We start from the raw sequence: 23,445 nt of genomic DNA on the forward strand, positions 1-23,445 counted from the left end.
CCTCAGAGCCTGTCAAGCGTTTATTTTGAAGTTTTTACCGAGAAACTCGTTTAGCTTCAAACACTTAACTCGCTGCGATCTCTCGTAGCGGGAGGCGAATAATACAGCGTTTAGAAGCGCTGTCAACCACCATCTCAACCGCTTGCGATCATTCGATCGTAGCCCTTTCAGCACCACCTTAACTACTTAACTCCTTGAATCTCAAGGAGTTTGTCGTTCCGATGTCGCTGGAAGTGGGGCGCATTATAAGGGGATTCAAATCCCCGTCAACCCTTAAATACAATAAACCGTCACATCGCTGAAAAGCAAAGCGGGGAGGCCTTTCGGCCTCCCCGCTTTCTACGCCTATATATAGATAACGTTAGAGCACCCCTGAACTGCGCAGGCGCTCCAGCTCATCCGCACCCAGCCCCAATACATCACCCAGCACCGCCTCGGTATGCTCACCCAGCAGTGGCGGCGCACGCCGATACTCCACCGGCGTCTCCGACAACCGAATCGGGCTAGCCACCTGCGGCACAGCCCCGGCCAAGGCGTGCGGCATACTCACCGCCAGGCCTCGCGCGAGCACCTGTGGGTCCTGAAACATCTGCGCCAGGTCATTGATCGGCCCGCAGGGCACGCCTGCAGCCTCCAGTTGGCTCACCCATTCAGCGGTGGTCTTGAATACCGTGGCCTGGCGGATAAGTGGAATCAACTCAGCCCTATTGGCCACTCGCAGCTTGTTGGTGGCGAAGCGCGGGTCATTCGCCCATTGCGGCTGACCGGCCACTTCGGCGAACTTACGGAATTGGCCATCATTACCCACGGTAAGGATGAAATCGCCATCCGCCGTGGGAAAGTCCTGATATGGCACGATATTAGGGTGCGCATTACCCAAACGCCGGGGCGGGTTGCCCGTAGTCAGGTAATTCATCGCCTGGTTGGCTAGGCAAGCCACTTGAACGTCAAGCAGGGCCATATCGATATGCTGACCAACGCCGGCTTGATCGCGATGGGCGAGGGCGGCCAGGATGGCGACGGTCGAGTACAGCCCAGTCAAGATGTCGGTAAGGGCAACCCCTACTTTTACCGGGCCTGCACCCTCTTCACCGTCAGGGCGCCCAGTCAGGCTCATTAGCCCACCCAGGCCCTGAATCATGAAGTCGTAGCCAGCGCGCTTGGCGTACGGCCCGGTCTGCCCGAAACCGGTAATAGAGCAATAGACAAGCTTGGGGTTGACAGCCTTGAGGCTTGGATAGTCCAAGCCATAGGCCGCCAGCCCACCAACCTTGAAGTTTTCGATGACGACATCTGACTTGGCCGCGAGCTCACGCACCAGGCGCTGGCCCTCCGGCTGAGTTAAGTCGATGGTCACCGAACGCTTGTTACGGTTGGCCGACAAATAATAAGCCGCCTCGCTGGTGTTCTCGCCTTGCGCATCCTTGAGGAAGGGTGGCCCCCAGGCACGGGTATCGTCGCCACTGCCTGGGCGCTCGACCTTGATCACATCGGCCCCAAGGTCAGCCAGGATCTGGCCAGACCACGGACCCGCCAGCACGCGGGAAAGGTCCAGCACCCGCAGATGAGATAGCGCACCCATGAGCGGGCTCCTTATTAATAGAAAGCCTGGATGCCGGTTTGCGCACGCCCCAGAATCAGCGCGTGGACGTCATGGGTACCTTCATAGGTATTCACCACCTCAAGGTTGACCAAGTGACGCGCCACGCCAAACTCATCGGAGATCCCGTTGCCGCCGAGCATGTCTCGAGCCATGCGCGCGATATCGAGGGCCTTGCCGCAAGAGTTGCGCTTCATGATCGAGGTGATTTCCACCGCAGCGGTGCCTTCATCCTTCATACGGCCCAAACGCAGGCAACCTTGCAGGGCCAGGGTGATTTCGGTCTGCATGTCGGCCAGCTTCTTCTGGATCAACTGGTTGGCGGCCAGCGGGCGGCCGAACTGCTGGCGGTCCAAGGTGTACTGGCGAGCGGTGTGCCAGCAAGCCTCGGCTGCACCCAGCGCACCCCAGGAGATGCCATAGCGAGCGGAGTTAAGGCAGGTGAACGGGCCCTTGAGGCCGCGCACATCCGGGAAGATGTTTTCTTCCGGCACGAACACATTGTCCATGACGATCTCGCCAGTGATCGAAGCACGCAGCCCGACCTTGCCATGGATCGCCGGGGCGCTGAGGCCCTGCCAGCCTTTTTCCAGGACGAAGCCTCGGATATCACCGGCGTCGTCCTTGGCCCAAACCACGAACACATCAGCGATCGGGCTGTTGGTGATCCACATCTTGCTGCCGCTCAGTCGATAGCCACCGTCAACCTTCCTGGCGCGGGTAATCATCGAGCCCGGATCGGAGCCGTGGTTCGGCTCGGTCAGGCCGAAGCAACCGATCCACTCGCCACTGGCAAGCTTGGGCAGGTACTTCTGCTTCTGCGCTTCGGTACCAAACTCGTTGATCGGCACCATCACCAGCGACGACTGCACACTCATCATCGAGCGGTAGCCGGAGTCGATACGCTCTACTTCACGGGCAATCAGGCCGTAGCACACGTAGTTCAACCCGCTGCCACCGTACTGCTCGGGAATGGTCGCGCCCAGCAGGCCGACTTCGCCCATCTCGCGGAAGATCGCCGGGTCGGTCTGCTCATGGCGGAAGGCTTCCAGCACGCGCGGCGCGAGCTTGTCCTGGGCGAACTGATAAGCGCTGTCACGCACCATGCGCTCTTCTTCAGTGAGCTGCTGATCCAGCAGCAGCGGGTCGATCCAGTTGAAGCTTGCTTTACCGGCCATGAGCGAAATCCTCGAAATAGGGAGCTGGTTCTTGTGCCATTGATCCTAGGCCTGATCTGCGGCGGGGACAAACGAGGATTGCGCACGTATTAGTGATAATTTATCACTCTGTAACCAACAGAAAGCCCATTTTGCCGACCCTATGAGTGAGGTTGCCGTACATGCGCCGCAAGATCCCCAGCACCACCGCCCTGGTCTGCTTTGAAGCGGCAGCGCGTCACGAGAGCTTCACCAAAGCCGCGCAGGAACTGGCACTTACGCAAGGCGCCGTCTGTCGACAGATCGGTGGCCTTGAAGCGTTTCTCAACGTTGAACTGTTCAGGCGCTCACGCCGCGGCGTTAAGCTGACCGAGGCAGGCCTGTCATATAGTCGACAGGTCGCTGCCCAACTGGACGCTGTGGAGCGGGACACGCTTTCGGTGATGCGCCAGCAGGGCGCCAACGTGATCGAACTCGCCGTGGTGCCAACCTTCGGCACTCAATGGCTGCTACCGCGCTTGAAGGATTTCCAGCAGCGCCACCCCGAGGTAACCGTCAACCTAACCAACCGCACTCGGCCTTTCCTGTTCGCCGACACGGCGTTCGACGCCGCGATCTATTTCGGCGATGCCGACTGGTCCGGCACACAGTCCCACCGCCTGATGGGTGAAAACCCGCTACCTGTGTGCAGCCCAGCGCTGCTGGACGGGCAGGGCATGCTCGACGCGCAGCACATCGCCAGCCTGCCATTGTTGCAGCAGACCACCCGGCCGTACGCCTGGCGCCAGTGGTTCAATGGCCTAAGCATGAATATCGCTGGCGACATGACAGGCCCACGCTACGAACTATTCTCCATGCTCGCCCAAGCCGCCATGCATGAGATGGGCGTCGCGCTGATCCCGCCTTTTCTGATCCAACGCGAGTTACAGGAGGGCCGACTGGTGGTCGCTAACAGATACGCGCTAACCAGCGACAAGGCCTACTATCTGATGATTCCCGAGCGCAAGGTTGAGTCCGCGTCGCTCAGGGCCTTTCGCGACTGGCTGCTGGAACAGGCACAGCGCTATATCGCCTCGCATGCGGAAGAGGTCTCTTCCTGACTCTGTAGTCAATTATTTTGAACACCTACAGATATATCTATTTGTCGCTTAAACGAAAACTGTAAGGGTCGGTCGAAAAACCCGATCAAAGCCATCAACCACGCGGACTTCAGGGGTATTTACGACCTTCATGAGTCCATACGCGAAAACATCGCAAAATAATTCAAAATTTGCCCTAATCTGCGAATAGCCCATGTTTGACGGGCTGCAGCCGAACACTTGCGACATACGGTCACAGGGTGACTTGTAGTTTTGACTTCGTTTCGCTCCAGAACCGGTTGTAGGCCTTTCGGTTCATCTGCAAAATGCTCCGCCCGCCCAGGATTCGGCGGACTGGCGCCTAACAGCCAAACCCGCGCACCACCCGAAGTACGCGGGCTTCTATAAAGACAAAAAGGTCACCGCAGGAGAAATTGTCGTGCACATTGGTGTTCCTCTCGAGACGCAGACCGGTGAGACAAGGGTCGCTGCTACCCCGGAAACCATCAAGAAACTGATTGGCCAGGGCCATCAGGTCACCGTCCAAAGGGGGGCAGGGCTCAATGCCAGCATCCCGGACAGTGCCTATGAGGCCGTGGGTGCTTCCATGGGGAGCGCAGCCGATGCCTTCGGTGCCCAGCTGGTTCTCAAGGTGGTCGGCCCCAACGATCAGGAGCTTGCCCAGCTCAACAGTGGCAGCCTACTGGTCGGTATGCTCAACCCCTTCAACAGTGAGCTGATCGGCAAGATGGCCGAACGCGGCATCACCGCCTTCGCCCTGGAAGCCGCGCCGCGCACATCGCGGGCCCAGAGCCTGGACGTGCTGTCGTCCCAGGCCAACATCGCAGGCTACAAGGCCGTGCTGCTGGCAGCCCACCATTACCCGCGCTTCATGCCCATGCTGATGACCGCTGCCGGTACCGTCAAAGCCGCGCGCGTGCTGATTCTGGGGGCTGGTGTTGCCGGCCTGCAGGCCATCGCAACGGCCAAACGCCTGGGCGCGGTGATCGAGGCTTCGGACGTACGCCCCGCAGTGAAGGAGCAGATCGAATCGCTCGGCGCCAAGTTCATTGATGTGCCTTACGAGACTGATGAGGAGCGCGAGTGCGCCGAAGGTGTCGGCGGCTATGCACGCCCGATGCCGGCCAGCTGGATGCAGCGCCAGGCTCAAGCGGTGCACGAGCGCGCCAAGCAGGCGGACATCGTCATCACCACGGCGCTGATCCCAGGGCGTAAAGCGCCCACCCTGCTCAGCGCCGAAACCGTCGCGCAGATGAAGCCCGGCTCGGTGGTCATCGACTTGGCTGCGGCCCAAGGCGGCAACTGCCCGCTGACCGTCGCCGATCAGGTGGTGATGGAGAACGGCGTGACCATCGTCGGCCCGACCAACCTGCCGGCTCAGGTCGGTGCCGATGCCTCGGCACTGTACGCACGCAACCTGCTGGACTTCATGAAGCTGCTGTTCGACAAAGACGGCGCGCTGGTCATCAACCTCGAAGACGACATCGTCGCCGCGTGCCTGATGTGCCGCGACGGCCAGGTCGTGCGCAAGAACGGCTAAGGAGCACGACAATGGAAGACATGCTGATTTCCCATGGCATCTACAACCTGATCATCTTCGTGCTGGCCATCTATGTGGGTTACCACGTGGTCTGGAACGTCACCCCGGCACTGCACACGCCGCTGATGGCGGTCACCAACGCCATCTCGGCCATTGTCATCGTCGGCGCCATGCTGGCAGCTGCGCTGACCGTGACCCCAGCCGGCAAGGTGATGGGCACCCTGGCGGTGGCCCTGGCAGCCGTCAACGTGTTCGGTGGCTTCCTGGTCACCCGTCGCATGCTTGAAATGTTCAAGAAGAAAACCAAGAACGAGGCGCAGAAGTAAGCATGAGCATGAATCTGGTAACGCTCCTCTACCTCGTCGCCTCGGTCTGCTTCATCCAGGCGCTCAAGGGCTTGTCGCACCCGACCACGTCGAGGCGCGGCAACCTGTACGGCATGATCGGCATGGGGATCGCGATCCTCACGACGGTTGGCCTCATTTACAAGCTGGGCGCCGAGATCGCGACTGCCGGTATCGGCTACGTGATCGTCGGCCTGCTGGTCGGCGGCACCGCCGGTTCGGTCATGGCCAAACGCGTCGAGATGACCAAGATGCCGGAACTGGTCGCCTTCATGCACAGCATGATCGGCCTGGCCGCAGTGTTCATCGCCATCGCGGCGGTGCTCGAGCCGCAATCGATGGGCATCGTCGCCAGCATCAGCGACCCGATCCCCACCGGTAACCGCCTGGAACTGTTCCTCGGCGCGGCCATCGGGGCAGTCACCTTCTCCGGCTCGGTGATCGCCTTCGGCAAGCTTTCCGGCAAGTACAAGTTCCGCCTGTTCCAAGGCGCACCGGTACAGTTCGCCGGCCAGCACAAGCTGAACCTGATCCTGGGCCTGACCACCATCGCTCTGGGGCTGCTGTTCACCTTTACCGGCCACTACAGCGCCTTCACCCTGATGCTGGTACTGGCCTTCATCATGGGCGTGCTGATCATTATCCCGATCGGTGGTGCCGACATGCCGGTAGTGGTGTCGATGCTCAACAGCTACTCGGGCTGGGCTGCGGCCGGTATCGGCTTCTCGCTGAACAACTCGATGCTGATCATCGCCGGCTCGCTGGTGGGGTCCAGTGGTGCAATCCTCTCGTACATCATGTGCAAGGCGATGAACCGCTCGTTCTTCAACGTCATCCTCGGTGGCTTCGGTGGTGACACCGACGCGGGCGCGGCGCAAGGCTCCAAAGAGCAGCGCCCGGTGAAATCCGGCTCGGCCGACGACGCAACCTTCCTGCTGAGCAACGCCGACAGCGTGATCATCGTCCCGGGCTACGGCCTGGCGGTGGCCCGTGCCCAGCACGCGCTCAAGGAACTGACCGAGAAGCTGACCCACAACGGTGTGACCGTGAAGTACGCGATCCACCCCGTTGCGGGCCGCATGCCCGGGCACATGAACGTGCTGCTGGCCGAAGCCGAAGTGCCGTATGACCAAGTGTTCGAGATGGAAGACATCAACGCCGAGTTCGGCCAGGCTGACGTGGTATTGGTGCTGGGCGCCAACGACGTGGTCAACCCGGCGGCGAAGAATGATCCGAAGTCGCCGATCGCCGGCATGCCGATCCTCGAGGCATACAAGGCCAAGACCATCATCGTCAACAAACGCTCCATGGCCAGCGGCTATGCCGGCCTGGACAACGAACTGTTCTACCTGGACAAGACCATGATGGTGTTCGGTGATGCGAAGAAGGTCATCGAGGACATGGTCAAAGCCGTGGAGTAAACTTTTGCGCAACAAACTGTGCATATAAAGAAGGCCCCGGCGAGATATCTCCCGGGGCTTTTGCGTTTTGCTGATCCAGATCAACGGCTCTATTTCCGGGCTTCTCATACGACCATGGTCGCGGGACGGGGCCGGGGTAAATCTCTAGACTGCGCTGCAGTAGCTTCAGTAGCCTGAGATAACAATCCATGTACCGTGATCGTATCCGCTTGTCCTCCCTGCACAGCAAGGTAATGAGTGCGGCTGACGCCGCTGGCCTGATCGAGGACGGCATGACCGTCGGCATGAGCGGTTTCACCCGTGCCGGCGAAGCCAAGGCCGTGCCGCATGCCCTGGCCGAACGCGCCAAGCAGTCGCCACTGAAAATCAGCCTGATGACCGGTGCCAGCCTGGGCAATGACCTCGACAAGCAGCTGACCGAGGCCGGCGTGCTGGCCCGCCGCATGCCATTCCAGGTCGACAGCACCCTGCGCAAGGCCATCAACGATGGCCAGGTCATGTTCATCGACCAGCATCTGTCGGAAACCGTCGAGCAACTGCGCAACCAGCAGCTCAAACTGCCTGACATCGCCGTGATCGAAGCCGTGGCCATCACCGAGGAAGGCCACATTGTGCCGACCACATCGGTCGGCAACTCGGCCAGCTTCGCCATCTTTGCCAAGCAAGTGATCGTCGAGATCAACCTGTCGCACAACGCCAACCTTGAAGGCCTGCACGACATTTATATCCCGACCTACCGCCCGACCCGCACACCGATCCCGCTGGTCAAGGTCGATGATCGCATCGGCAGCACCGCGATCCCGATCGACCCGGCCAAGATCGTTGGCATCGTCATCAGCGACCAGCCAGACTCGCCCTCCACCGTGCTGCCGCCGGATGACGAGACCCAGGGTATCGCCGACCACCTGATCAACTTCCTCAAGAACGAAGTGGCCGCTGGCCGCATGACCAACAAGCTCGGCCCGCTGCAGGCCGGCATCGGCAGCATCGCCAACGCGGTGATGTGTGGCCTGATCGAGTCGCCGTTCGAAGACCTGACCATGTACTCCGAAGTGCTGCAGGACTCGACCTTCGACCTGATCGACGCTGGCAAGCTGAGCTTTGCCTCCGGTAGCTCGATCACCCTGTCCAGCCGCCGCAACGCCGACGTGTTCGGCAACCTGGAGCGGTACAAGGACAAACTGGTGCTGCGCCCGCAGGAGATCTCCAACCACCCTGAGGTCGTGCGCCGCCTTGGCATCATCGGCATCAACACGGCACTGGAGTTCGACATTTACGGCAACGTCAACTCCACGCACGTCTGCGGCACCCGCATGATGAACGGTATCGGTGGTTCCGGCGATTTCGCCCGCAACGCGCACCTGGCCGTGTTCGTGACCAAGTCGATCGCCAAAGGCGGTGCGATTTCCAGCGTGGTGCCGATGGTCAGCCATGTCGACCACACCGAGCACGACGTGGACATTCTGGTAACCGAGCAAGGTCTGGCCGACCTGCGTGGCCTGGCACCGCGCGAGCGGGCACGGGCGATCATCGACAACTGCGTGCACCCTGACTACCGCGCAGCGCTGAACGATTACTTCGAACGCGCTTGCCAGCGTGGCGGCCATACCCCGCACATTCTGCGTGAGGCACTGAGCTGGCACGAAAACCTCGAAGAATGCGGGCGCATGCTCGCCAGCTGATGCAATGTCGGTCGGAACGGCCCTCAGTAAGGGCTGTTCACACCTGATCGCAGGCCTGCCTGCGGTCAGGCCATAACAGTTCGACCCCCTTCCCTGGTTGTACACCCCGCCTCTAGACCAAAGAAACTGTACTATTGTACTGGTCAAAAGCCTTCAATGTGGCTGCTCAAGCCCTGGCCTTAACCGAAAATGCACCAGCTTAGTGCGGACCGGTACAGTTACGTCCGTTTCGGGTGCAACAGTCGCTATAAACAGTTAACTGGGCCATCGCATTACCAATCAACTGTATCTACTGTTATGGACAACAGAGGAGGATCATTGGCATCAGTTAAATCACTACCTAATCCCGCCATAAGCGGAAGGATGAAACATCATGGAACGTACCCTCAGTTCCGGTCTGGTCTTCGAAAACAACGCCCAGCAATCCAACGCCTCGCTGCCGTTGCGCGCGCTCTCCACCCTGCTGCTCTGGCAGCGTCGCATGGCCAGCCGCCGTCAACTGGCTCGCCTGGATGCCCGCCTGCTCGCCGACGCCGGTATCAGCGAGTCGCAACGTTACGAAGAGCTGAGCAAGCCTTTCTGGCGCTAAGCACCGGTTCGCCGGCTTTGCCCGGCACCGCGAATTCCCAAAACCCGCTGCAGGAGACTGCAGCGGGTTTTTTATTGCCCAGGCCCCATGGCAGAGCCATCCCGGCAATGACAGGTACAGTTTGATAGAAATCAAATTTAACCAAAACAGTTTGCTTGCGCACTGTTCATTAACATCCGGAAATACCGCCGCGTGATACGCTTGACTCTACAGTCTGGTAGAAACCAGATTTTCAAAGGTACCGTGACGAACCCCGTGAGCGTCCGATAAGCACCGATCCTTTTCCAGGAGTCCCGACCATGTCCCGTAAACACCTGATTGGCGCAGCCCTGCTGCTAGGCCTGGCCGGCGCCGCGAACGCCAGCAGTTTCGTCGTCACGACCGACGCCGTAGTGCGTGCCGTGGCTGCCACCACCGACGCCACATCCGACCTGTCCTCGTCGTTCCGCGACGACAAGATCGTTCAGGCCGCCCGCGACGACGCCGCCAGCTACGTGGGCAGCGAGGGCGCGATTCGCGGTGCCCAGCTGGAAAGCGCGTTCCTGCACATCCGCTCGACCTCGCCGGCCCTGCAGGCCAGCGATGCACAGCTGGCCCAGGCCATTCTGGCGCTCTGATTCACAGGCTGTAGAACGCAAGCGCCAGCCCCACCGGCCGGCGCTTGCTCGCCCGCCTTCGCCGTCCCTGTACCTGCAGTAAGAAAGCCCATGCGTTATCTGTTGCCGTTGCTGTTCTCCGTAGTTGCCGTGGGCACTGCCCGTGCCATGGACACCACCACGCAAGGCCTGGTCATCACTGGCTATGTCACCAGCCAGGTTACGACCGCACCCTTCGACCGCAAGCTGGTCAGGCAAGCCCGCGACGATGCCGCGGCCTTTGTCGCCAGTGACGGTACGATTCGCGGCGCACGCCTGGAAGCAGCGCTAAACGTGCTGCGCCACAACTGTGCTCATCACTCTGTCGGCGACCGTGAACTGGCAGAAGCAATTCTCGTCCAATGACAACATCTGACTCCCTGTATTCCCGGAGATGCTCCATGCGTAAACCGCTGATCGCCGCTACCCTCGGCATGCTGCTGCTGGCCGACCTGGCCCACGCACAAACTCTGGTGGCAACCAGCAATATCATCGTGCGCGCCTTTGGCCGCTCGATCGATTTCACCTCTGACACCACTACTTCCATCCGCGACTCCAAAGTTGTGCGCGAAGCCCATGACGATGCCGCCAGCTTCGTGGCCAGCAACGGTGATATCCGTGGCGCCCAGCTGGAAGCAGCCTTCAATACCCTGCGTGATCGGGTACCCGAAGCGCGCGGCGCGAGCGATCAGGTATTGGCCGAAGCCATTCTGGCGCTGTGAACCGCGTGCATGCCTGGCTGCTCGGCTGCGCCATGACGCTGCTGGGCACGCCCGCCATGGCTGACCTGCAACTCGACTTGCAGGCGCACGGCCTCCCCCCGCAACAGGTGCAGGCGACTCAAGCACTGCTGGATGAGGCGCTGGGCAAGCTTCCCCCGCGCTTCAAGCAACAGCTCAACCGACGCGTACTGGTCAGCTGGAGCGACAAGATGCCAGCCGATGCCTACGGCCAGGCATCGTTGGTCTCGACCCTTGAGCTCAACCGTCGCCTGCTGCCCAGCCTCACCGACGGCAGCGCCGCGCTTGAGCGCACCAATCGCCCGCATGGCACGGTGCGTGAAGAACTGCTGGCCACAGTCCTGCACGAGCTCACCCACATATACGACCGCGCCCGGCTCTGGCCCAGCGCCGAACGCGCGCTGATCGCTCGTTGCAAGCGTCAGGAAGGCACACTGGGCAAGATCGGCCTGCCCGAGGAATGCCGCAGCCAGCCAGAGCGCCGCTTCACCCTCAGCGACGACCCACGCCTGCTTGACCTTGCCGGTTGGCCGCAATACGTCGGCCGCCGCGGCGAACGCGAACAGCATAACGGCCAGTTCCTCCGCAGCCCCGACAGCTATGAGCTGAGCAGCCCCAAGGAATACATCGCGGTCAACATGGAGTACTTTCTCCTCGACCCGAGCTACGGTTGCCGGCGACCCGCCCTCAATCAATACCTGACAGAGCACTTCGGCTGGGCACCGCAGCAAGACCGGTGTGCCAAAGGTTTGCCATTCCTCAACGCCGGCAGCGACTTCGCTCGCCAGCCGTTGGGTGAAATCGACCCGGAGCGGGTTTACCAGGTGGACTTCCTGCTGGCCGAGGCCAACCAGAACCTGGTCAGCCGATGGGGCCACAGCATGCTGCGCCTGGTGATCTGCAAACCGGGTCGCCCCCGCGGGCCAGACTGCCGCCTGGACCTCGATCAGCATCTGGTGCTGTCATACCGCGCCTTCGTCAACGACGTTCAGCTGTCCAGCTGGGATGGCCTGGTGGGCGCCTATCCGTCGCGGCTGTTCGTGCTGCCACTTGCCCAGGTGATCGACGAGTACACCAAGACCGAATTGCGCAGCCTGGCTTCGGTACCGCTGAAGCTCAACCGTGAAGAAACCGAAAACCTGGTGCGCCAGGCTGCCGAGATGCACTGGACCTATGACGGTAACTACTGGTTCCTATCCAATAATTGTGCCGTTGAGTCGCTGAAACTGCTGCGCAGTGGCACCGCCAACCCGCGTTTGAATGACCTCGACAGCATCATGCCCAACGGCTTGCTCGCGGTGCTCAAGGGCAGGGGGCTGGCCGATACCAGCGTGCTTGATGACCCGCGTGAAGCCTTGCGCCTGGGTTACCGTTTCGACTCCTACCGTGACCGCTATCAGGCCATGTTCGATGTGCTGAGGAAGCAACTGCCCGTCAAACAGGACAAGGTCGAGGACTGGCTGGCCCTGGATGCCGAGCAACGTCGCGGCTGGTTCTCGCAAGCCGACTTACGCACCAGTGCCGCCTTGCTGCTGCTCGAACAGGCCAGCCTGCGCCGGCAGTTGCTGCTGGCCCAGGACGAAGTGAAGCAGCGCTACCTGAATGCCGCTGCGCTGAAAGATGGCAGCATCAGCAAGGCCGACCAGACCCTGAAGCAGATGCTTGCCAACAGTGGCTTCCTCAGCCGCCCGGCCGAGCTGCTGGAAGCCAAGGGCTATGGCCTGCCACAGCCCGATGAGCGCAAGCACCTGGAGAAGGTCAGCAGTGAGCGGCAGGCACAGCTGCTGCGGTTGAGCACAGACCTGGACAAAGAGGTGAGGGCGCTGCTTGAGCCGTCGCGGGCCAAGGAAATTGCCGCGGTGGAAGCCAACGTGAAGCAGATTGGCGTACATCTGCGGGCGCTGCACAAAGCGGCAGGGGGCCTGCAGTTGCCCTGAACGCTTCACTGGCCAGTTCGCGGGTAAAGCCGCTTGTGTCTTGAGGTGGGATTAGAATCTGGAGTGAGAGCGGTGAATGGCAAGCTGAATGCCGCAGGTGCCATGAGCACGAGTGGGAGCACAAGCTGCCATTCACCGTTCCACTTTGGCGAGAGCCCGAACAGTTGGATGCGGCTCTGATCTCGAATCACAAGCGTGGGCCAAGCCAAAGTCCTCTCACTCTGTTGAGTTTAGGAGGTTTTGGTGATGGCTTCCTTCTTGGGTATCGATGTTTCCAGTCGTTCTCTGGATGGCTGGGTGCGGCCGCAGGCCGTTAGAATCGCTGTGAGCAATAATCCTGCTGGATTTGAGGAGCTGGAAAGGACTCTGCGCAAGTTCAGTATCAAGCGCATCTTGCTAGAAGCTACAGGTGGCTACGAGCGTGATGTCCTGCGCTTTCTGCAGGACGCTGGTTACAAGGTCATACGCGTCAATCCCGCGCGAGCCAGGAAATTCGCTGACTCTATGGGCGTCAAAGCCAAGACTGATGCTATCGACGCTGAGGTGCTGGCCCATTACGCCGAGGTCATTCCGGACCAGCCTACCTTGCAGATCAGCCCTGACAGGGCGCTGCTGCGAGAGCTCCTGATGCAACGTGATCGCTTGGTTCAGCAACGAGACGATGACCGGCGGCGCCTGAAACAAGCCCAGTCACTCGTCGTGGCCAATTTCCTGAAAGCCAACCTCCAGCACTTCCGATCGCAGATCAGGTTGGTCGAGCAAGAGATCAACCAGCAGGCCGCTAAATTAAACGATGAGCGAATTGCCCGTCTGACTCAGGTCAAGGGCATCGGGATGGTGACGGCGGGCAAACTTGTAGCCCTGCTGCCGGAGATAGGTCGCGTTGAATCCAGAGAAATAGCATCCCTGGTCGGTGTAGCGCCCTTTAACCACGACAGCGGAAAATCTCTGGGCAAGCGCTCTATCACAGGAGGCCGGTTTGAGGTCAGGCGGACGTTGTACATGGCGCTTCTTGTGGCTGTGAAATACAACCCAGCACTCAAGGCTCGTTATGAGGCGCTGCGTGGACGGGGAAAATTGGCCAAAGTTGCCCTCGTGGCATGCATGAGGACCTTTATCGTACGGCTCAATGCGATGATCAAAACGGGTACGCCATGGCGAGATTTGATCTTGCCTCAGCCGGCAGGTACGACGCAGGTCGAAAAGGCAGCGTGATCGATGTGTGAGCGGGCAAGCCCGCTCACACACCGATCACGCAAGGTTGAGCAAGACAGTTGCTCCCGCAAGGTTTGCAGAGCCCTTGTAAGAGCGGGTTCACCCGCGAAATGGCCGGTGAAGACACCAGCGGCTCAAAGGCTTTCCTCTGCTTCCCCAGGCAAATGCTCATCCAGGTGCAGCCAAGGCAAGCGGCTCCCTGTCCATATATGCCGCTGCGCCCGCACCCGCTCCGGGTGGTCCAGCGTCGCCACGGTCACATCGATACTCCCCGGGCTGTGTTCGGTCACCAATGCCACATGCGCTCCGCATTCCCCGCAGAAGTAGCGCTTGCAGCTGGCCGGCGCCACATAGCACTGCGGCCTGCCCGCCAACCACTGAAAGCCTGCGCGGGGCAGGGTGAGCCACGTCACCACCAGGCCGCCACTGACCCGCCGGCAGATCGAGCAGTGGCAATGGGCGACATCCGTGAGTTCGCCCTTCAAGCGATAGCGCAAGGCGCCGCAATGGCAGCCTCCTTCGGTTACAGCTGGCATCACCTACCTCCTGTCGCCCTTTTTCCGGCGAAAGCTGGCTGAAAGCTTACGCCCCTAGGATAGCCCCCACTACCGGCACAAGACCGGTCAGCCAGGGCACCCGGTTATTCCGCGCCTGGCCCAATCAACAACAACAATGGTGATTCTGATGTATTCCTGTGCCCGCCCTTTCGCAGTGCCCCTCCGCTTGCTCCCCGCGCAGCGCCTTACGCGCTGATCCGCCCGAATCGACTTTCCTTTCGCCGCGCCACGCCTGGAGTATTGCCATGCTGACCTTCCTTGGCTTTGCCATGGTCATCACCTTCATGTACCTGATCATGACCAAGCGCCTGTCGGCCTTGATTGCATTGATCCTGATACCGATCCTTTTCGCCCTGTTCGGTGGTTTTTCCGCCAAGATCGGCCCAATGATGCTCGAAGGCATCAGCAAGCTCGCGCCCACCGGCGTAATGTTGATGTTCGCCATCCTCTACTTCGCCTTGATGATCGACTCTGGCCTGTTCGACCCGGCCGTGCGCAAGATCCTCAAGTTGGTCAAGGGTGACCCGCTGAAAGTCTCGGTCGGCACTGCCGTATTGGCCCTGGTGGTCTCGCTCGACGGCGACGGCGCCACCACCTACATGATCTGCTGCGCCGCCATGCTACCGTTGTACAGCCGCCTGGGCATGAGCCCGCGGATCATGGCCGGCCTGATCATTCTCGCCGGCGGGGTCATGAACATGACGCCTTGGGGTGGCCCGACTGCCCGGGCCGCCAGCGCATTGCACGTCGACCCGTCCGACATTTTCGTGCCGATGATCCCAGCCATGGCCTTCGGTGTGCTGGCGATCCTTGCCATCGCCTATATGTACGGCAAGCGTGAACGCGCCCGCCTGGGTGAACTGCACCTGCCTACCGACGACATCGACCACAGCGACATCACCGTCTCGCAGTTCCCCGACGCCCGCCGGCCGAAGCTGCTGTGGTTCAACGGCGCGCTGACTGCAGTACTCATGGTCGCGCTGATCGCCGGCCTGCTGCCACTGCCGGTGCTGTTCATGATTGCCTTCAGTATCGCCATGATCGTCAACTACCCATGCCTGCAGCAGCAGAAGGACCGCATCGCCGCTCACGCCGGTAGCGTGCTGGCCGTGACCGGGCTGATCTTCGCCGCCGGTATCTTCACCGGCATCCTGTCGGGCACCGGCATGGTCGACGCCATGTCCAAGAGCCTGCTGGCGGTCATCCCTGAAGCGCTGGGCCCATACCTGGCAGTGATCACCGCGATCGTGAGCATGCCGTTCACCTTCTTCATGTCCAACGACGCCTTCTACTACGGCGTGTTGCCCGTGCTTTCGGAAGCGGCCAGCCACTACGGCATCAGCCCGGTGGAGATGGCACGTGCGTCGATCGTCGGGCAACCGGTACACCTGCTGAGCCCGCTGGTACCCTCGACGTACCTGCTGGTGGCACTGGCCGGCATCGAATTCGGCGACCACCAGCGCTTCACCCTCAAGTGGGCAGTACTGGTGTGCATGTGCATAATGCTCGCCGCATTGCTGATGGGCATTTTCCCGCTGTTCAGTAGTCTTTAATACAACCGCATTACTTAACCGCGATACGCCCTTGACTGGGCGTTTCGCCTTTATCGTTCGAAGGAATAAACATGGAATGGCTGACCAGCCCGGAAATCTGGGTTGCCTTTTTCACCCTCACTGCGCTTGAGATCGTTCTCGGTATCGACAACATCATCATGATCTCGATTCTGGTCAGCCGCATGCCCAAGCACATGCAGCCGCGCACCCGGATCTTCGGCCTGGCCCTGGCCATGGTCACCCGCATCATGCTGCTGCTGTCGATCACCTGGGTCATGCGCCTGACCGCCGACCTGTTCGTGGTATTCGGCCAAGGCATTTCGGGCCGCGACCTGATCCTGTTCTTCGGTGGCCTGTTCCTGCTGTGGAAAAGCTCGCAGGAGATCTACCACGGCCTGGAGGGCGAAGACGAAAGCGCGGACGAGCCGAAAGGTGCGGGCGGCAAGTTCCTCTACACCATCATCCAGATCGCCATCATCGACATCGTGTTCTCCCTGGACTCGGTGATCACCGCAGTGGGCATGGTCTCGCACGTGCCGGTGATGATTGCCGCGATCGTCGTTGCAGTGCTGGTGATGATGCTGTGCGCCGGTGCCATCAGCAACTTCATCGACAAGCATCCTTCGCTGAAGATGCTAGCGCTTTCGTTCCTGATCGTCGTGGGTACGGTGTTGATCGCCGAATCTTTCGACGTGCATGTGCCGAAGGGCTACGTCTACTTCGCCATGGCGTTCTCGCTGGGGGTGGAAGCCATCAATATCCGTATGCGCACCGCCATGGCGCGCAAACGCGGCAAGGACCAGGACGCCGTGAAACTGCGCAAGGACATTCCGGGTCAATAAGCACCTGGAGCGCAGCGAAAGGGCCCTTCGGGGCCCTTTTTCATGTCCAGGGTTTCATGACAGATATGTTTCAAATGCTTGCCGGGCATGCCAAGCTGGCGTGAGCTGCGCAAAACAACTACAGCTTGAGTAAGCACTGGATTAAAACCACCCACCCCCGGGCCAGGCTTACCGCTCCACCCATTGGCTTCGCTTCTGAAGCCCGAATCAGAAAGGGGGGCTACACCATGCTGACACTGCTCAACCTGCTCTCCGCGGTCGCCTTGCTGGTGTGGGGCACGCACATTGTTCGTACCGGCATCCTGCGGGTGTTCGGCTCCGACCTGCGTCGGGTGCTGAGCCAGAACATGGACCGCCGGCCACTGGCTTTCATCGCCGGTATCGTGGTCACCGCCGTGGTGCAGAGCAGCAACGCCACCGCCATGCTGGTCACCTCATTCGTCGGCCAGGGGCTGATGGCCATGACCCCGGCCTTGGCGATCATGCTGGGCGCCGATGTGGGTACCGCGCTGATGGCCAGGGTGCTGACCCTCGACCTGTCCTGGCTGTCGCCCCTGCTGGTATTCCTGGGCGTTATTTTCTTCCTGTCGCGCAAGCAGACGCGCGCGGGTCAACTGGGCCGGGTGGGCATCGGCCTGGGCCTGATCATCCTGGCGCTGCAGCTGATCGTGCAGGCCGCCACACCGATCACCCATGCCCAAGGCGTGAAAGTGCTGTTCGCCTCGCTCACCGGGGACATTCTGCTCGATGCGCTGGTCGGCGCGCTGTTCGCCATGGTCTCGTATTCCAGCCTGGCAGCGGTGCTGCTGACCGCGACCCTGGCCGGTGCCGAAGTGATCAGCCTGCCCGTGGCCATCGGCCTGGTGGTCGGCGCCAACATCGGTAGCGGGCTGCTGGCCTTCATCAGCACCAGCATGCAGAACGCCGCAGGCCGGCGTGTGGCGCTGGGCAGCCTGCTGTACAAGCTGATCGGCCTGCTGCTGATCATCCCGGTGCTGCACCCGTTGGTGAACTGGATGGACTCGCTGAGTTTCAGCCCACAGGAACTGGTGATCGGCTTCCACCTGCTTTACAACACGCTGCGCTGCCTGATCATGCTGCCCACGGTCAAACCCATGGGCCGCCTGTGCAACACATTGCTGCCCGAGCGCGAGAACGGTAACGGCCAGGTACGGCCCCGCCACCTCGATGCCTCGGCGCTGACCACGCCCAGCCTGGCCCTGGCCAACGCCGCGCGCGAAACCCTGCGCCTGGGCGATATCGTCGACAGCCTGCTCGAAGCCATGCTCAGTGCCCTGCGTGGCACCCAGACGGCGCTGCCTCAGCAGGTGCGCGCACTGGGCGAGGACGCCGAAGCCCTGTACAGCGCAATCAAACTGTACCTGGCGCAGATGCCACGGGAAGACCTCAGTGACCAGGACAACCGGCGCTGGGCCGAAATCATCGAACTGGCTATCAACCTGAAGCTCGCCTGCGACCTGATCGAGCGCATGCTGCGCAAGGTGCAGCAGCAGAAGACCAGCCAGCGCCGGGAGTTTTCCCAGGTCGGCCTGGAAGAACTCACTGGCCTGCAAGAGCAGCTGCTGTCCAATTTGCGCCTGGGCCTGTCGGTATTCCTCAGTGCCGACCCGCAGAGCGCTCACTTGCTTCTGCGTGAAAAACGCCGTTTCCGTGCGCAGGAAAGGCGCCTGGCCCACGCCCACGTCAGCCGTCTGCAGCGCAAGGTAGTGCAAAGTATCGAGACGAGTTCGCTACACTTGGGGCTGATCGCCGACATGAAGCGGTTGAACTCTTTGTTCTGCAGCAGTGCCTATGTGGTACTAGGCGGGTCTGACACCGGTGGGCTGATGCTCGACACTGCACCGGATGAAGCTCGCCAGCCCTGATCTCGCACACCTGGAGACCCAAGCTCGCCCATGCGTTGCCTGATATTCGTTTGCCTACTGATCTGCAGCCTGCCCTCACATGCCCTCGATCGCTCGCGGGTCGAAGGCTACCTGTTGCCCAATGGCCTGCAGGTCATCCTCAAATCCGGCTACGAACGGGACCATGTGGCGATCCGCCTGGTAGTCGGCGTGGGCCTGGACGACTTCGGGTGCGAACAGAAAGAGCTGCCGCACCTGCTCGAACACCTGCTGTTCAGTGGCATCGACGAGACGGGCGAGGGCGGCCTGGAAGAACGCCTGCAAGCCCTGGGCGGCGAGTGGAATGCCTATACCAGCAGCGCCGACACCACATTCGTCATCGAAGCCCCGGCGCGTAACCAGCGCAAGGTGCTCGACCTGCTGCTGGCAGTGATCCGCGACACCCGCATCGACGCCAAGTCGCTGGCCACGGCCAAGCGCATCATCGAGCGCGAGGACGGCGGTCACTACGGCCACCTGCAGCGTTGGCTGGACCGCCAGGACATCGGCCACCCCGCCAGCGACCAGCTGGCCACCGAGCTGGGCTTGAAATGCCCGGAACGCTCCAACCTCGACGACATGACCCTGGAACAGGTGCAAACGCTGCGTGATCGCTGGTACGCCGCCAACAACATGACCCTGATCATGGTCGGCGGCCTTGATCGCCTGCTGCCGGCCTACCTCGACCGCACCTTCGGCGAGCTGCCCGCCACCGAGCCGGAGGAGCGCCGCAACCTCGAAAGCATCAGCCAGCAGGCCGAGCAGCGTCGCGACCTGACCCGCGGCGTGCTGGGTGACAGCGTCAAACTGCACTGGCTGTTCATCGAACCGGTACTGGACAACGACCACCAACCGACCCTCGACCTGCTGTCGCGCTACCTGGACTGGGCCCTGTACGACCAGCTGCGGCTGCGCAACGGGCTGTCCTATGGGCCGTCGGTGCAGCGCGAGAGCTTCGGCGACAGCGGCATGCTCAGCCTCAATGCCGACCTTGAGCGCGACGATATCGACGCGGCGGTCAAGGTGATGCAGCAGCTGTTCGACCACTTGCGCAAGGAAGGCCTCGATGCGGATACCTTCGCCCGCATCAAGGAAGCCGCCGCCGCCAAGGAAAGCTGGGGCACCCAGGGCAACAGCGCGCTGGCCGACTATTACTGGGGGGCGCTCAACAACTACAGCAACGGCCGCTTTACCGACCCCGCGCGGCAACTGCGCCAGGTCAGCCTGGAGCAGGCCAACGATGCCTTGAAGGAATTGCTCAAGGATGAAGGGTATCTGCGCATCGAGAAACCCTTGCTGGGGTACGACGAGCTGTATGGGCTGATTGCCCTGGTTGTGGGTGTGATCCTGGCTGCCGGGCTGTTGGGTCGGCGGCGCCATACTCCCCAACCACCGAGCGGTGCTACACGGGAGCGGTGATTCAGCGGTATCCTTTCGCCGGTACCGGCCCTTTCGCGGGCAAGCCCGCTCCCACAGGTACTGCACCAGCCTTCAGAGCAGTGCAGTGCCTGTGGGAGCGGGCTTGCCCGCGAAGGGGCCGGCACAGCCACCTCTTTAGCCTGTTGCAGACCCATGCCCCCAATCCCCCATTTCGTCCAGCGCGTCATCGAGCTGCTCAAACGCTACCCCGGCGTTATCGCGCTCGGTGGTTTCCTTTCCGGTATCGGCAGCTTCATCCTGGTCGACCGCCAGGCTAGCCTGGCCAGTTGGGTCGCCATTCTCATGCTGGTCAGCTGGATCTGGCTGATGCTGGAGAACACGCTCACCGGCCTGTTCGCCCGCACCTTCAAACGCGAGATCCCCCAGCCGCTACTGCGCTACGCAACACAGATGATCCACCAGGAGAGTCTGTTCTTCGTCCTGCCATTCTTTTTCATCACCACCACCTGGAACAGTGGGCAACTGGTGTTCACAGGTCTGCTGGCTGCCGCCGGGCTGGTTTCGATCGTCGACCCGCTGTACTACAAATGGCTGGCCCCACGACGCTGGCTGTTCCTTGCGCTGCATACCCTGACGCTATTCGCCGCACTGCTCACCGCACTGCCCATCATTCTGCACCTGACCACAGCGCAAAGCTTCAAGCTGGCATTGATTGCCGCCATGGCGCTGTCGTTCCCAAGCCTGGCCAGCAGCTTCCCGATCAACACCTGGCGCCGCGGCGTGGCGCTGGTACTGGTGACCCTGGCAGTCGGCGGAGGCGGTTGGCTGATGCGCTCATGGGTACCACCGGCCACGTTGTGGATGACCGAGGTGGCGGTGAGTACCGAGGTGTTGAACCGCCAACCCGGCGAGTCACTGGACGAAATTGCCGCCAGCCGTATCCGCAGCAGCGGCCTCTATGCCTACACCGCCATCAACGCACCGCGTGGCCTCAACGAGCGCATTTACCACGTGTGGCAGAAGGACGGCCAGGAAGTCGACCGTATCGCCCTGGATATCCACGGCGGGCGCAAAGAGGGGTACCGGGCCTGGACCCACAAACAGAACTTCCCGCCCAACCCTGTGGGTAAATGGCAGGTGCGGGTACTGACCGAGGACGGCCAGGTAATCGGCGTGCTGCGCTTCAAGGTGATCGACGACGCAGCGGCCAAGTGATGTAAAAGGGGCCGCAAGGCGGCCCCGATGATTCAGCACATTTTCAACAAACCCCGCCATGCCTGCTGCGCTATGATCAGCCTCTACGCCAACGCGCGCAGTCAGATGCATGGAGCCTATGACCACCCCCAGCGCCACCCTGGACACCAGCAGCCAACCGGCCTGCCTGCGCATTGCCGGTGACTGGACGCTAGCCCATTACGCCAGCCTCAAGCGCGACAGCGAACGCCTGCGCACACAATATGGCGCCGACACCGTCGCCGACCTCAGCCAGCTGGGCCGCCTGGACACTGCCGGCGCCTCGCTGCTGGCTGAACTGCTCGGCTCCGAACGGCTGTCGCACTGCACCAACGATTTGCCCGACGCCAGCCGCGCCTTGCTCAAAAACGTCTACTGCTCGGTGCAGGACTACTGCATCCCGGTCAAACAGCCAGAGAGGCATGTGCTGCTTCTGCTGCTCGAACGTATCGGCCGCGCCGTCAACACCCTGTGGCAAGACACCCTGCAGCTGCTCGGCTTCGTCGGTCTGATCCTCGAAACCCTGCTGCGCCGCGCCCTGCAGCCACACCGTTGGCGGCTGACGCCAGTCGTCTCGCATATCGAACAGACGGGCCTGGATGCCGCGCCGATCGTGGCGTTGCTGACGTTTCTGGTGGGCGCTGTGGTTGCCTTCCTCGGCGCCACGGTCTTGGCGGACTTCGGCGCGACCGTATTCACCGTCGACCTGGTGGCGTTTTCGTTTTTGCGTGAATTCGCCGTATTGCTGACGGCCATCCTCATGGCCGGCCGTACGGCCAGCGCCTTCACGGCGCAGATAGGCTCGATGAAGGCCAACGAGGAAATCGACGCCATCCGCACCCTGGGCCTGAACCCGATCGAACTGCTGGTGGTACCGCGGGTGTTGGCACTGCTGATTTCCCTGCCGCTGCTGACCTTTGTCGCGATGATCTGCGGCATCGTCGGCGGCGCGGTGGTCTGCGCGCTGACACTGGATATCTCGCCGGCGATGTTCCTGTCGCTGCTGCAAAGCGACATCGGCGTGCAGCACTTCATCGTCGGCCTGGCCAAAGCACCGTTCTTCGCCTTTCTGATCGCCTCCATCGGCTGCCTTGAGGGGTTCAAGGTCAGCGGCAGCGCCGAATCGGTCGGCGCGCACACCACATCCAGCGTGGTCCAGTCGATTTTCGTGGTCATCGTGCTGGATGCGGTGGCTGCGCTGTTCTGCATGGAGATGGGCTGGTGAATGGCCGGGAAGCAGTGATCGAGGCGCGAGGCATTTGCAACCGTTTCGGTAGCCAGAGCGTGCACGAGAACCTCGACCTGGACCTGTACCGTGGCGAAATCCTCGCTGTGGTCGGCGGCTCGGGCAGCGGCAAATCAGTGCTGCTGCGCAGCATCATCGGCCTGCGTCGGCCGAATGAAGGGCAGATCAAGGTGTTCGGCGAAGACCTGGCCGGCCTGCGCGAGGAACAGCGTTCGCTGGTCGAGCGGCGTTTTGGCGTGCTGTTCCAGAAGGGCGCGTTGTTCTCCTCGCTGACCGTTACCGAAAACGTGGCACTGCCGCTGATCGAGCATGCCGGCCTGTCGCGCGCCGATGCAGAACACCTGGCCGGGGTAAAACTGGCCCTGGCCGGCCTGCCGATTTCCGCCGCCGACAAATACCCTTCGTCGTTGTCCGGCGGCATGATCAAGCGCGCTGCGTTGGCCCGGGCGCTGGCCCTGGACCCGGACATCCTGTTCCTGGACGAACCCACCGCCGGCCTCGACCCGATCGGTGCTGCGGCCTTTGACCAACTGATTCTCACCTTGCGCGATGCCTTGGGCCTGAGCGTGTTCCTCATCACCCACGACCTGGACACCCTGTACACCATCACCGATCGCATTGCGGTGCTGTCGCAGAAGAAGGTGCTGGTGGCCGGCCCCCTGGCCGAGGTCGAACAGACCAACGACCCGTGGATTCACGAATACTTTCACGGCCCACGCGGGCGCGCAGCCGAACACGCCGCCGCCAGTGCCAGGCAGGAGCGCTGAACA

21 protein-coding genes are annotated in these 23,445 nt (G+C 61.5%); 18 read left to right on the forward strand and 3 right to left on the reverse strand.

Annotated features, from left to right (window positions below; translation table 11 throughout):
- Window positions 1-361 precede the first annotated feature (361 nt).
- Both ACFY68_RS02490 and ACFY68_RS02495 read right to left on the reverse strand, forming a co-directional pair.
- A complete protein-coding gene (locus tag ACFY68_RS02490; RefSeq protein ID WP_387523046.1) occupies window positions 362-1,582 on the reverse strand; it encodes a CaiB/BaiF CoA transferase family protein in 1,221 nt (406 codons plus the stop codon).
- Window positions 1,583-1,596: 14 nt separating this feature from the next.
- Window positions 1,597-2,778 carry an acyl-CoA dehydrogenase gene (locus tag ACFY68_RS02495; protein ID WP_085676655.1) on the reverse strand — a complete coding sequence of 394 codons (1,182 nt, stop codon included), beginning with the start codon at window positions 2,776-2,778 and terminating at the stop codon, window positions 1,597-1,599.
- 161 nt (window positions 2,779-2,939) lie between these two features.
- Between ACFY68_RS02495 and ACFY68_RS02500 the strand changes: the two genes are divergently transcribed.
- The 11 genes from ACFY68_RS02500 to ACFY68_RS02550 all read left to right on the forward strand — a co-directional run bounded on the left by ACFY68_RS02500 (window position 2,940) and on the right by ACFY68_RS02550 (window position 13,960).
- A complete protein-coding gene (locus ACFY68_RS02500; protein WP_387523048.1) occupies window positions 2,940-3,857 on the forward strand; it encodes a LysR family transcriptional regulator in 918 nt (305 codons plus the stop codon).
- Window positions 3,858-4,275: 418 nt separating this feature from the next.
- Window positions 4,276-5,397 carry a Re/Si-specific NAD(P)(+) transhydrogenase subunit alpha gene (locus tag ACFY68_RS02505; RefSeq protein ID WP_387523050.1) on the forward strand — a complete coding sequence of 374 codons (1,122 nt, stop codon included), beginning with the start codon at window positions 4,276-4,278 and terminating at the stop codon, window positions 5,395-5,397.
- A gap of 11 nt (window positions 5,398-5,408) precedes the next feature.
- Window positions 5,409-5,723 carry an NAD(P) transhydrogenase subunit alpha gene (locus tag ACFY68_RS02510; RefSeq protein ID WP_008097413.1) on the forward strand — a complete coding sequence of 105 codons (315 nt, stop codon included), beginning with the start codon at window positions 5,409-5,411 and terminating at the stop codon, window positions 5,721-5,723.
- A gap of 2 nt (window positions 5,724-5,725) precedes the next feature.
- A complete protein-coding gene (locus ACFY68_RS02515) occupies window positions 5,726-7,162 on the forward strand; it encodes an NAD(P)(+) transhydrogenase (Re/Si-specific) subunit beta (RefSeq protein ID WP_387523052.1) in 1,437 nt (478 codons plus the stop codon).
- Between the two features lie 188 nt (window positions 7,163-7,350).
- Entirely contained in the window at window positions 7,351-8,844 is a 1,494-nt protein-coding gene (locus tag ACFY68_RS02520) for an acetyl-CoA hydrolase/transferase family protein (RefSeq protein ID WP_346612849.1), read from the forward strand.
- 373 nt (window positions 8,845-9,217) lie between these two features.
- Window positions 9,218-9,433: a DUF1127 domain-containing protein gene (locus tag ACFY68_RS02525; RefSeq protein ID WP_023378057.1), complete on the forward strand. Its 216-nt coding sequence runs from the start codon at window positions 9,218-9,220 to the stop codon at window positions 9,431-9,433.
- 299 nt (window positions 9,434-9,732) lie between these two features.
- The gene (locus tag ACFY68_RS02530; RefSeq protein WP_387523054.1) at window positions 9,733-10,050 is read left to right on the forward strand and encodes a DUF2388 domain-containing protein; all 318 of its coding nucleotides are present in this window, start codon (window positions 9,733-9,735) and stop codon (window positions 10,048-10,050) included.
- Window positions 10,051-10,140: 90 nt separating this feature from the next.
- Window positions 10,141-10,434, forward strand: a complete 294-nt coding sequence (locus ACFY68_RS02535; RefSeq protein ID WP_387523056.1) for a DUF2388 domain-containing protein — start codon at window positions 10,141-10,143, stop codon at window positions 10,432-10,434.
- A gap of 35 nt (window positions 10,435-10,469) precedes the next feature.
- On the forward strand, window positions 10,470-10,790 hold the full coding sequence (locus ACFY68_RS02540; protein WP_346612846.1) for a DUF2388 domain-containing protein: 321 nt from the start codon (window positions 10,470-10,472) through the stop codon (window positions 10,788-10,790).
- Window positions 10,787-12,745 carry a DUF4105 domain-containing protein gene (locus ACFY68_RS02545; protein WP_387523058.1) on the forward strand — a complete coding sequence of 653 codons (1,959 nt, stop codon included), beginning with the start codon at window positions 10,787-10,789 and terminating at the stop codon, window positions 12,743-12,745. Before ACFY68_RS02540 ends, ACFY68_RS02545 begins: the two co-directional genes overlap by 4 nt.
- Before the next feature lie 246 nt (window positions 12,746-12,991).
- Window positions 12,992-13,960 (forward strand): IS110 family transposase, encoded by a 969-nt coding sequence (locus tag ACFY68_RS02550; RefSeq protein ID WP_387523060.1) that lies wholly within the window; start codon window positions 12,992-12,994, stop codon window positions 13,958-13,960.
- Window positions 13,961-14,094: 134 nt separating this feature from the next.
- On the opposite strand, the gene ACFY68_RS02555 is transcribed toward ACFY68_RS02550, so the two are convergent.
- Window positions 14,095-14,496: a GFA family protein gene (locus tag ACFY68_RS02555; protein ID WP_346612844.1), complete on the reverse strand. Its 402-nt coding sequence runs from the start codon at window positions 14,494-14,496 to the stop codon at window positions 14,095-14,097.
- Window positions 14,497-14,762: 266 nt separating this feature from the next.
- Between ACFY68_RS02555 and ACFY68_RS02560 the strand changes: the two genes are divergently transcribed.
- The 7 genes from ACFY68_RS02560 to ACFY68_RS02590 all read left to right on the forward strand — a co-directional run bounded on the left by ACFY68_RS02560 (window position 14,763) and on the right by ACFY68_RS02590 (window position 23,442).
- Window positions 14,763-16,070 carry a CitMHS family transporter gene (locus ACFY68_RS02560; RefSeq protein WP_346612843.1) on the forward strand — a complete coding sequence of 436 codons (1,308 nt, stop codon included), beginning with the start codon at window positions 14,763-14,765 and terminating at the stop codon, window positions 16,068-16,070.
- A gap of 71 nt (window positions 16,071-16,141) precedes the next feature.
- The gene (locus tag ACFY68_RS02565) at window positions 16,142-16,912 is read left to right on the forward strand and encodes a TerC family protein (protein ID WP_346612842.1); all 771 of its coding nucleotides are present in this window, start codon (window positions 16,142-16,144) and stop codon (window positions 16,910-16,912) included.
- 227 nt (window positions 16,913-17,139) lie between these two features.
- Window positions 17,140-18,798, forward strand: coding sequence for a Na/Pi cotransporter family protein (locus ACFY68_RS02570; RefSeq protein ID WP_387523062.1), 1,659 nt, complete (start codon window positions 17,140-17,142; stop codon window positions 18,796-18,798).
- A 30-nt stretch (window positions 18,799-18,828) separates the two neighbouring features.
- Window positions 18,829-20,235 carry a M16 family metallopeptidase gene (locus tag ACFY68_RS02575; RefSeq protein WP_387523064.1) on the forward strand — a complete coding sequence of 469 codons (1,407 nt, stop codon included), beginning with the start codon at window positions 18,829-18,831 and terminating at the stop codon, window positions 20,233-20,235.
- 153 nt (window positions 20,236-20,388) lie between these two features.
- Complete coding sequence (locus ACFY68_RS02580) at window positions 20,389-21,411, forward strand: DUF5924 family protein (RefSeq protein WP_346612839.1); 1,023 nt, start codon at window positions 20,389-20,391, stop codon at window positions 21,409-21,411.
- Between the two features lie 109 nt (window positions 21,412-21,520).
- Window positions 21,521-22,654, forward strand: coding sequence for an ABC transporter permease (locus ACFY68_RS02585; protein ID WP_387523066.1), 1,134 nt, complete (start codon window positions 21,521-21,523; stop codon window positions 22,652-22,654).
- On the forward strand, window positions 22,651-23,442 hold the full coding sequence (locus ACFY68_RS02590) for an ATP-binding cassette domain-containing protein (RefSeq protein WP_346612837.1): 792 nt from the start codon (window positions 22,651-22,653) through the stop codon (window positions 23,440-23,442). Before ACFY68_RS02585 ends, ACFY68_RS02590 begins: the two co-directional genes overlap by 4 nt.
- The last annotated feature ends 3 nt before the right edge of the window (window positions 23,443-23,445 follow it).

The sequence above is a fragment of the Pseudomonas sp. NPDC012596 genome (assembly GCF_042902325.1).
Taxonomy (GTDB): Bacteria; Pseudomonadota; Gammaproteobacteria; order Pseudomonadales; family Pseudomonadaceae; genus Aquipseudomonas.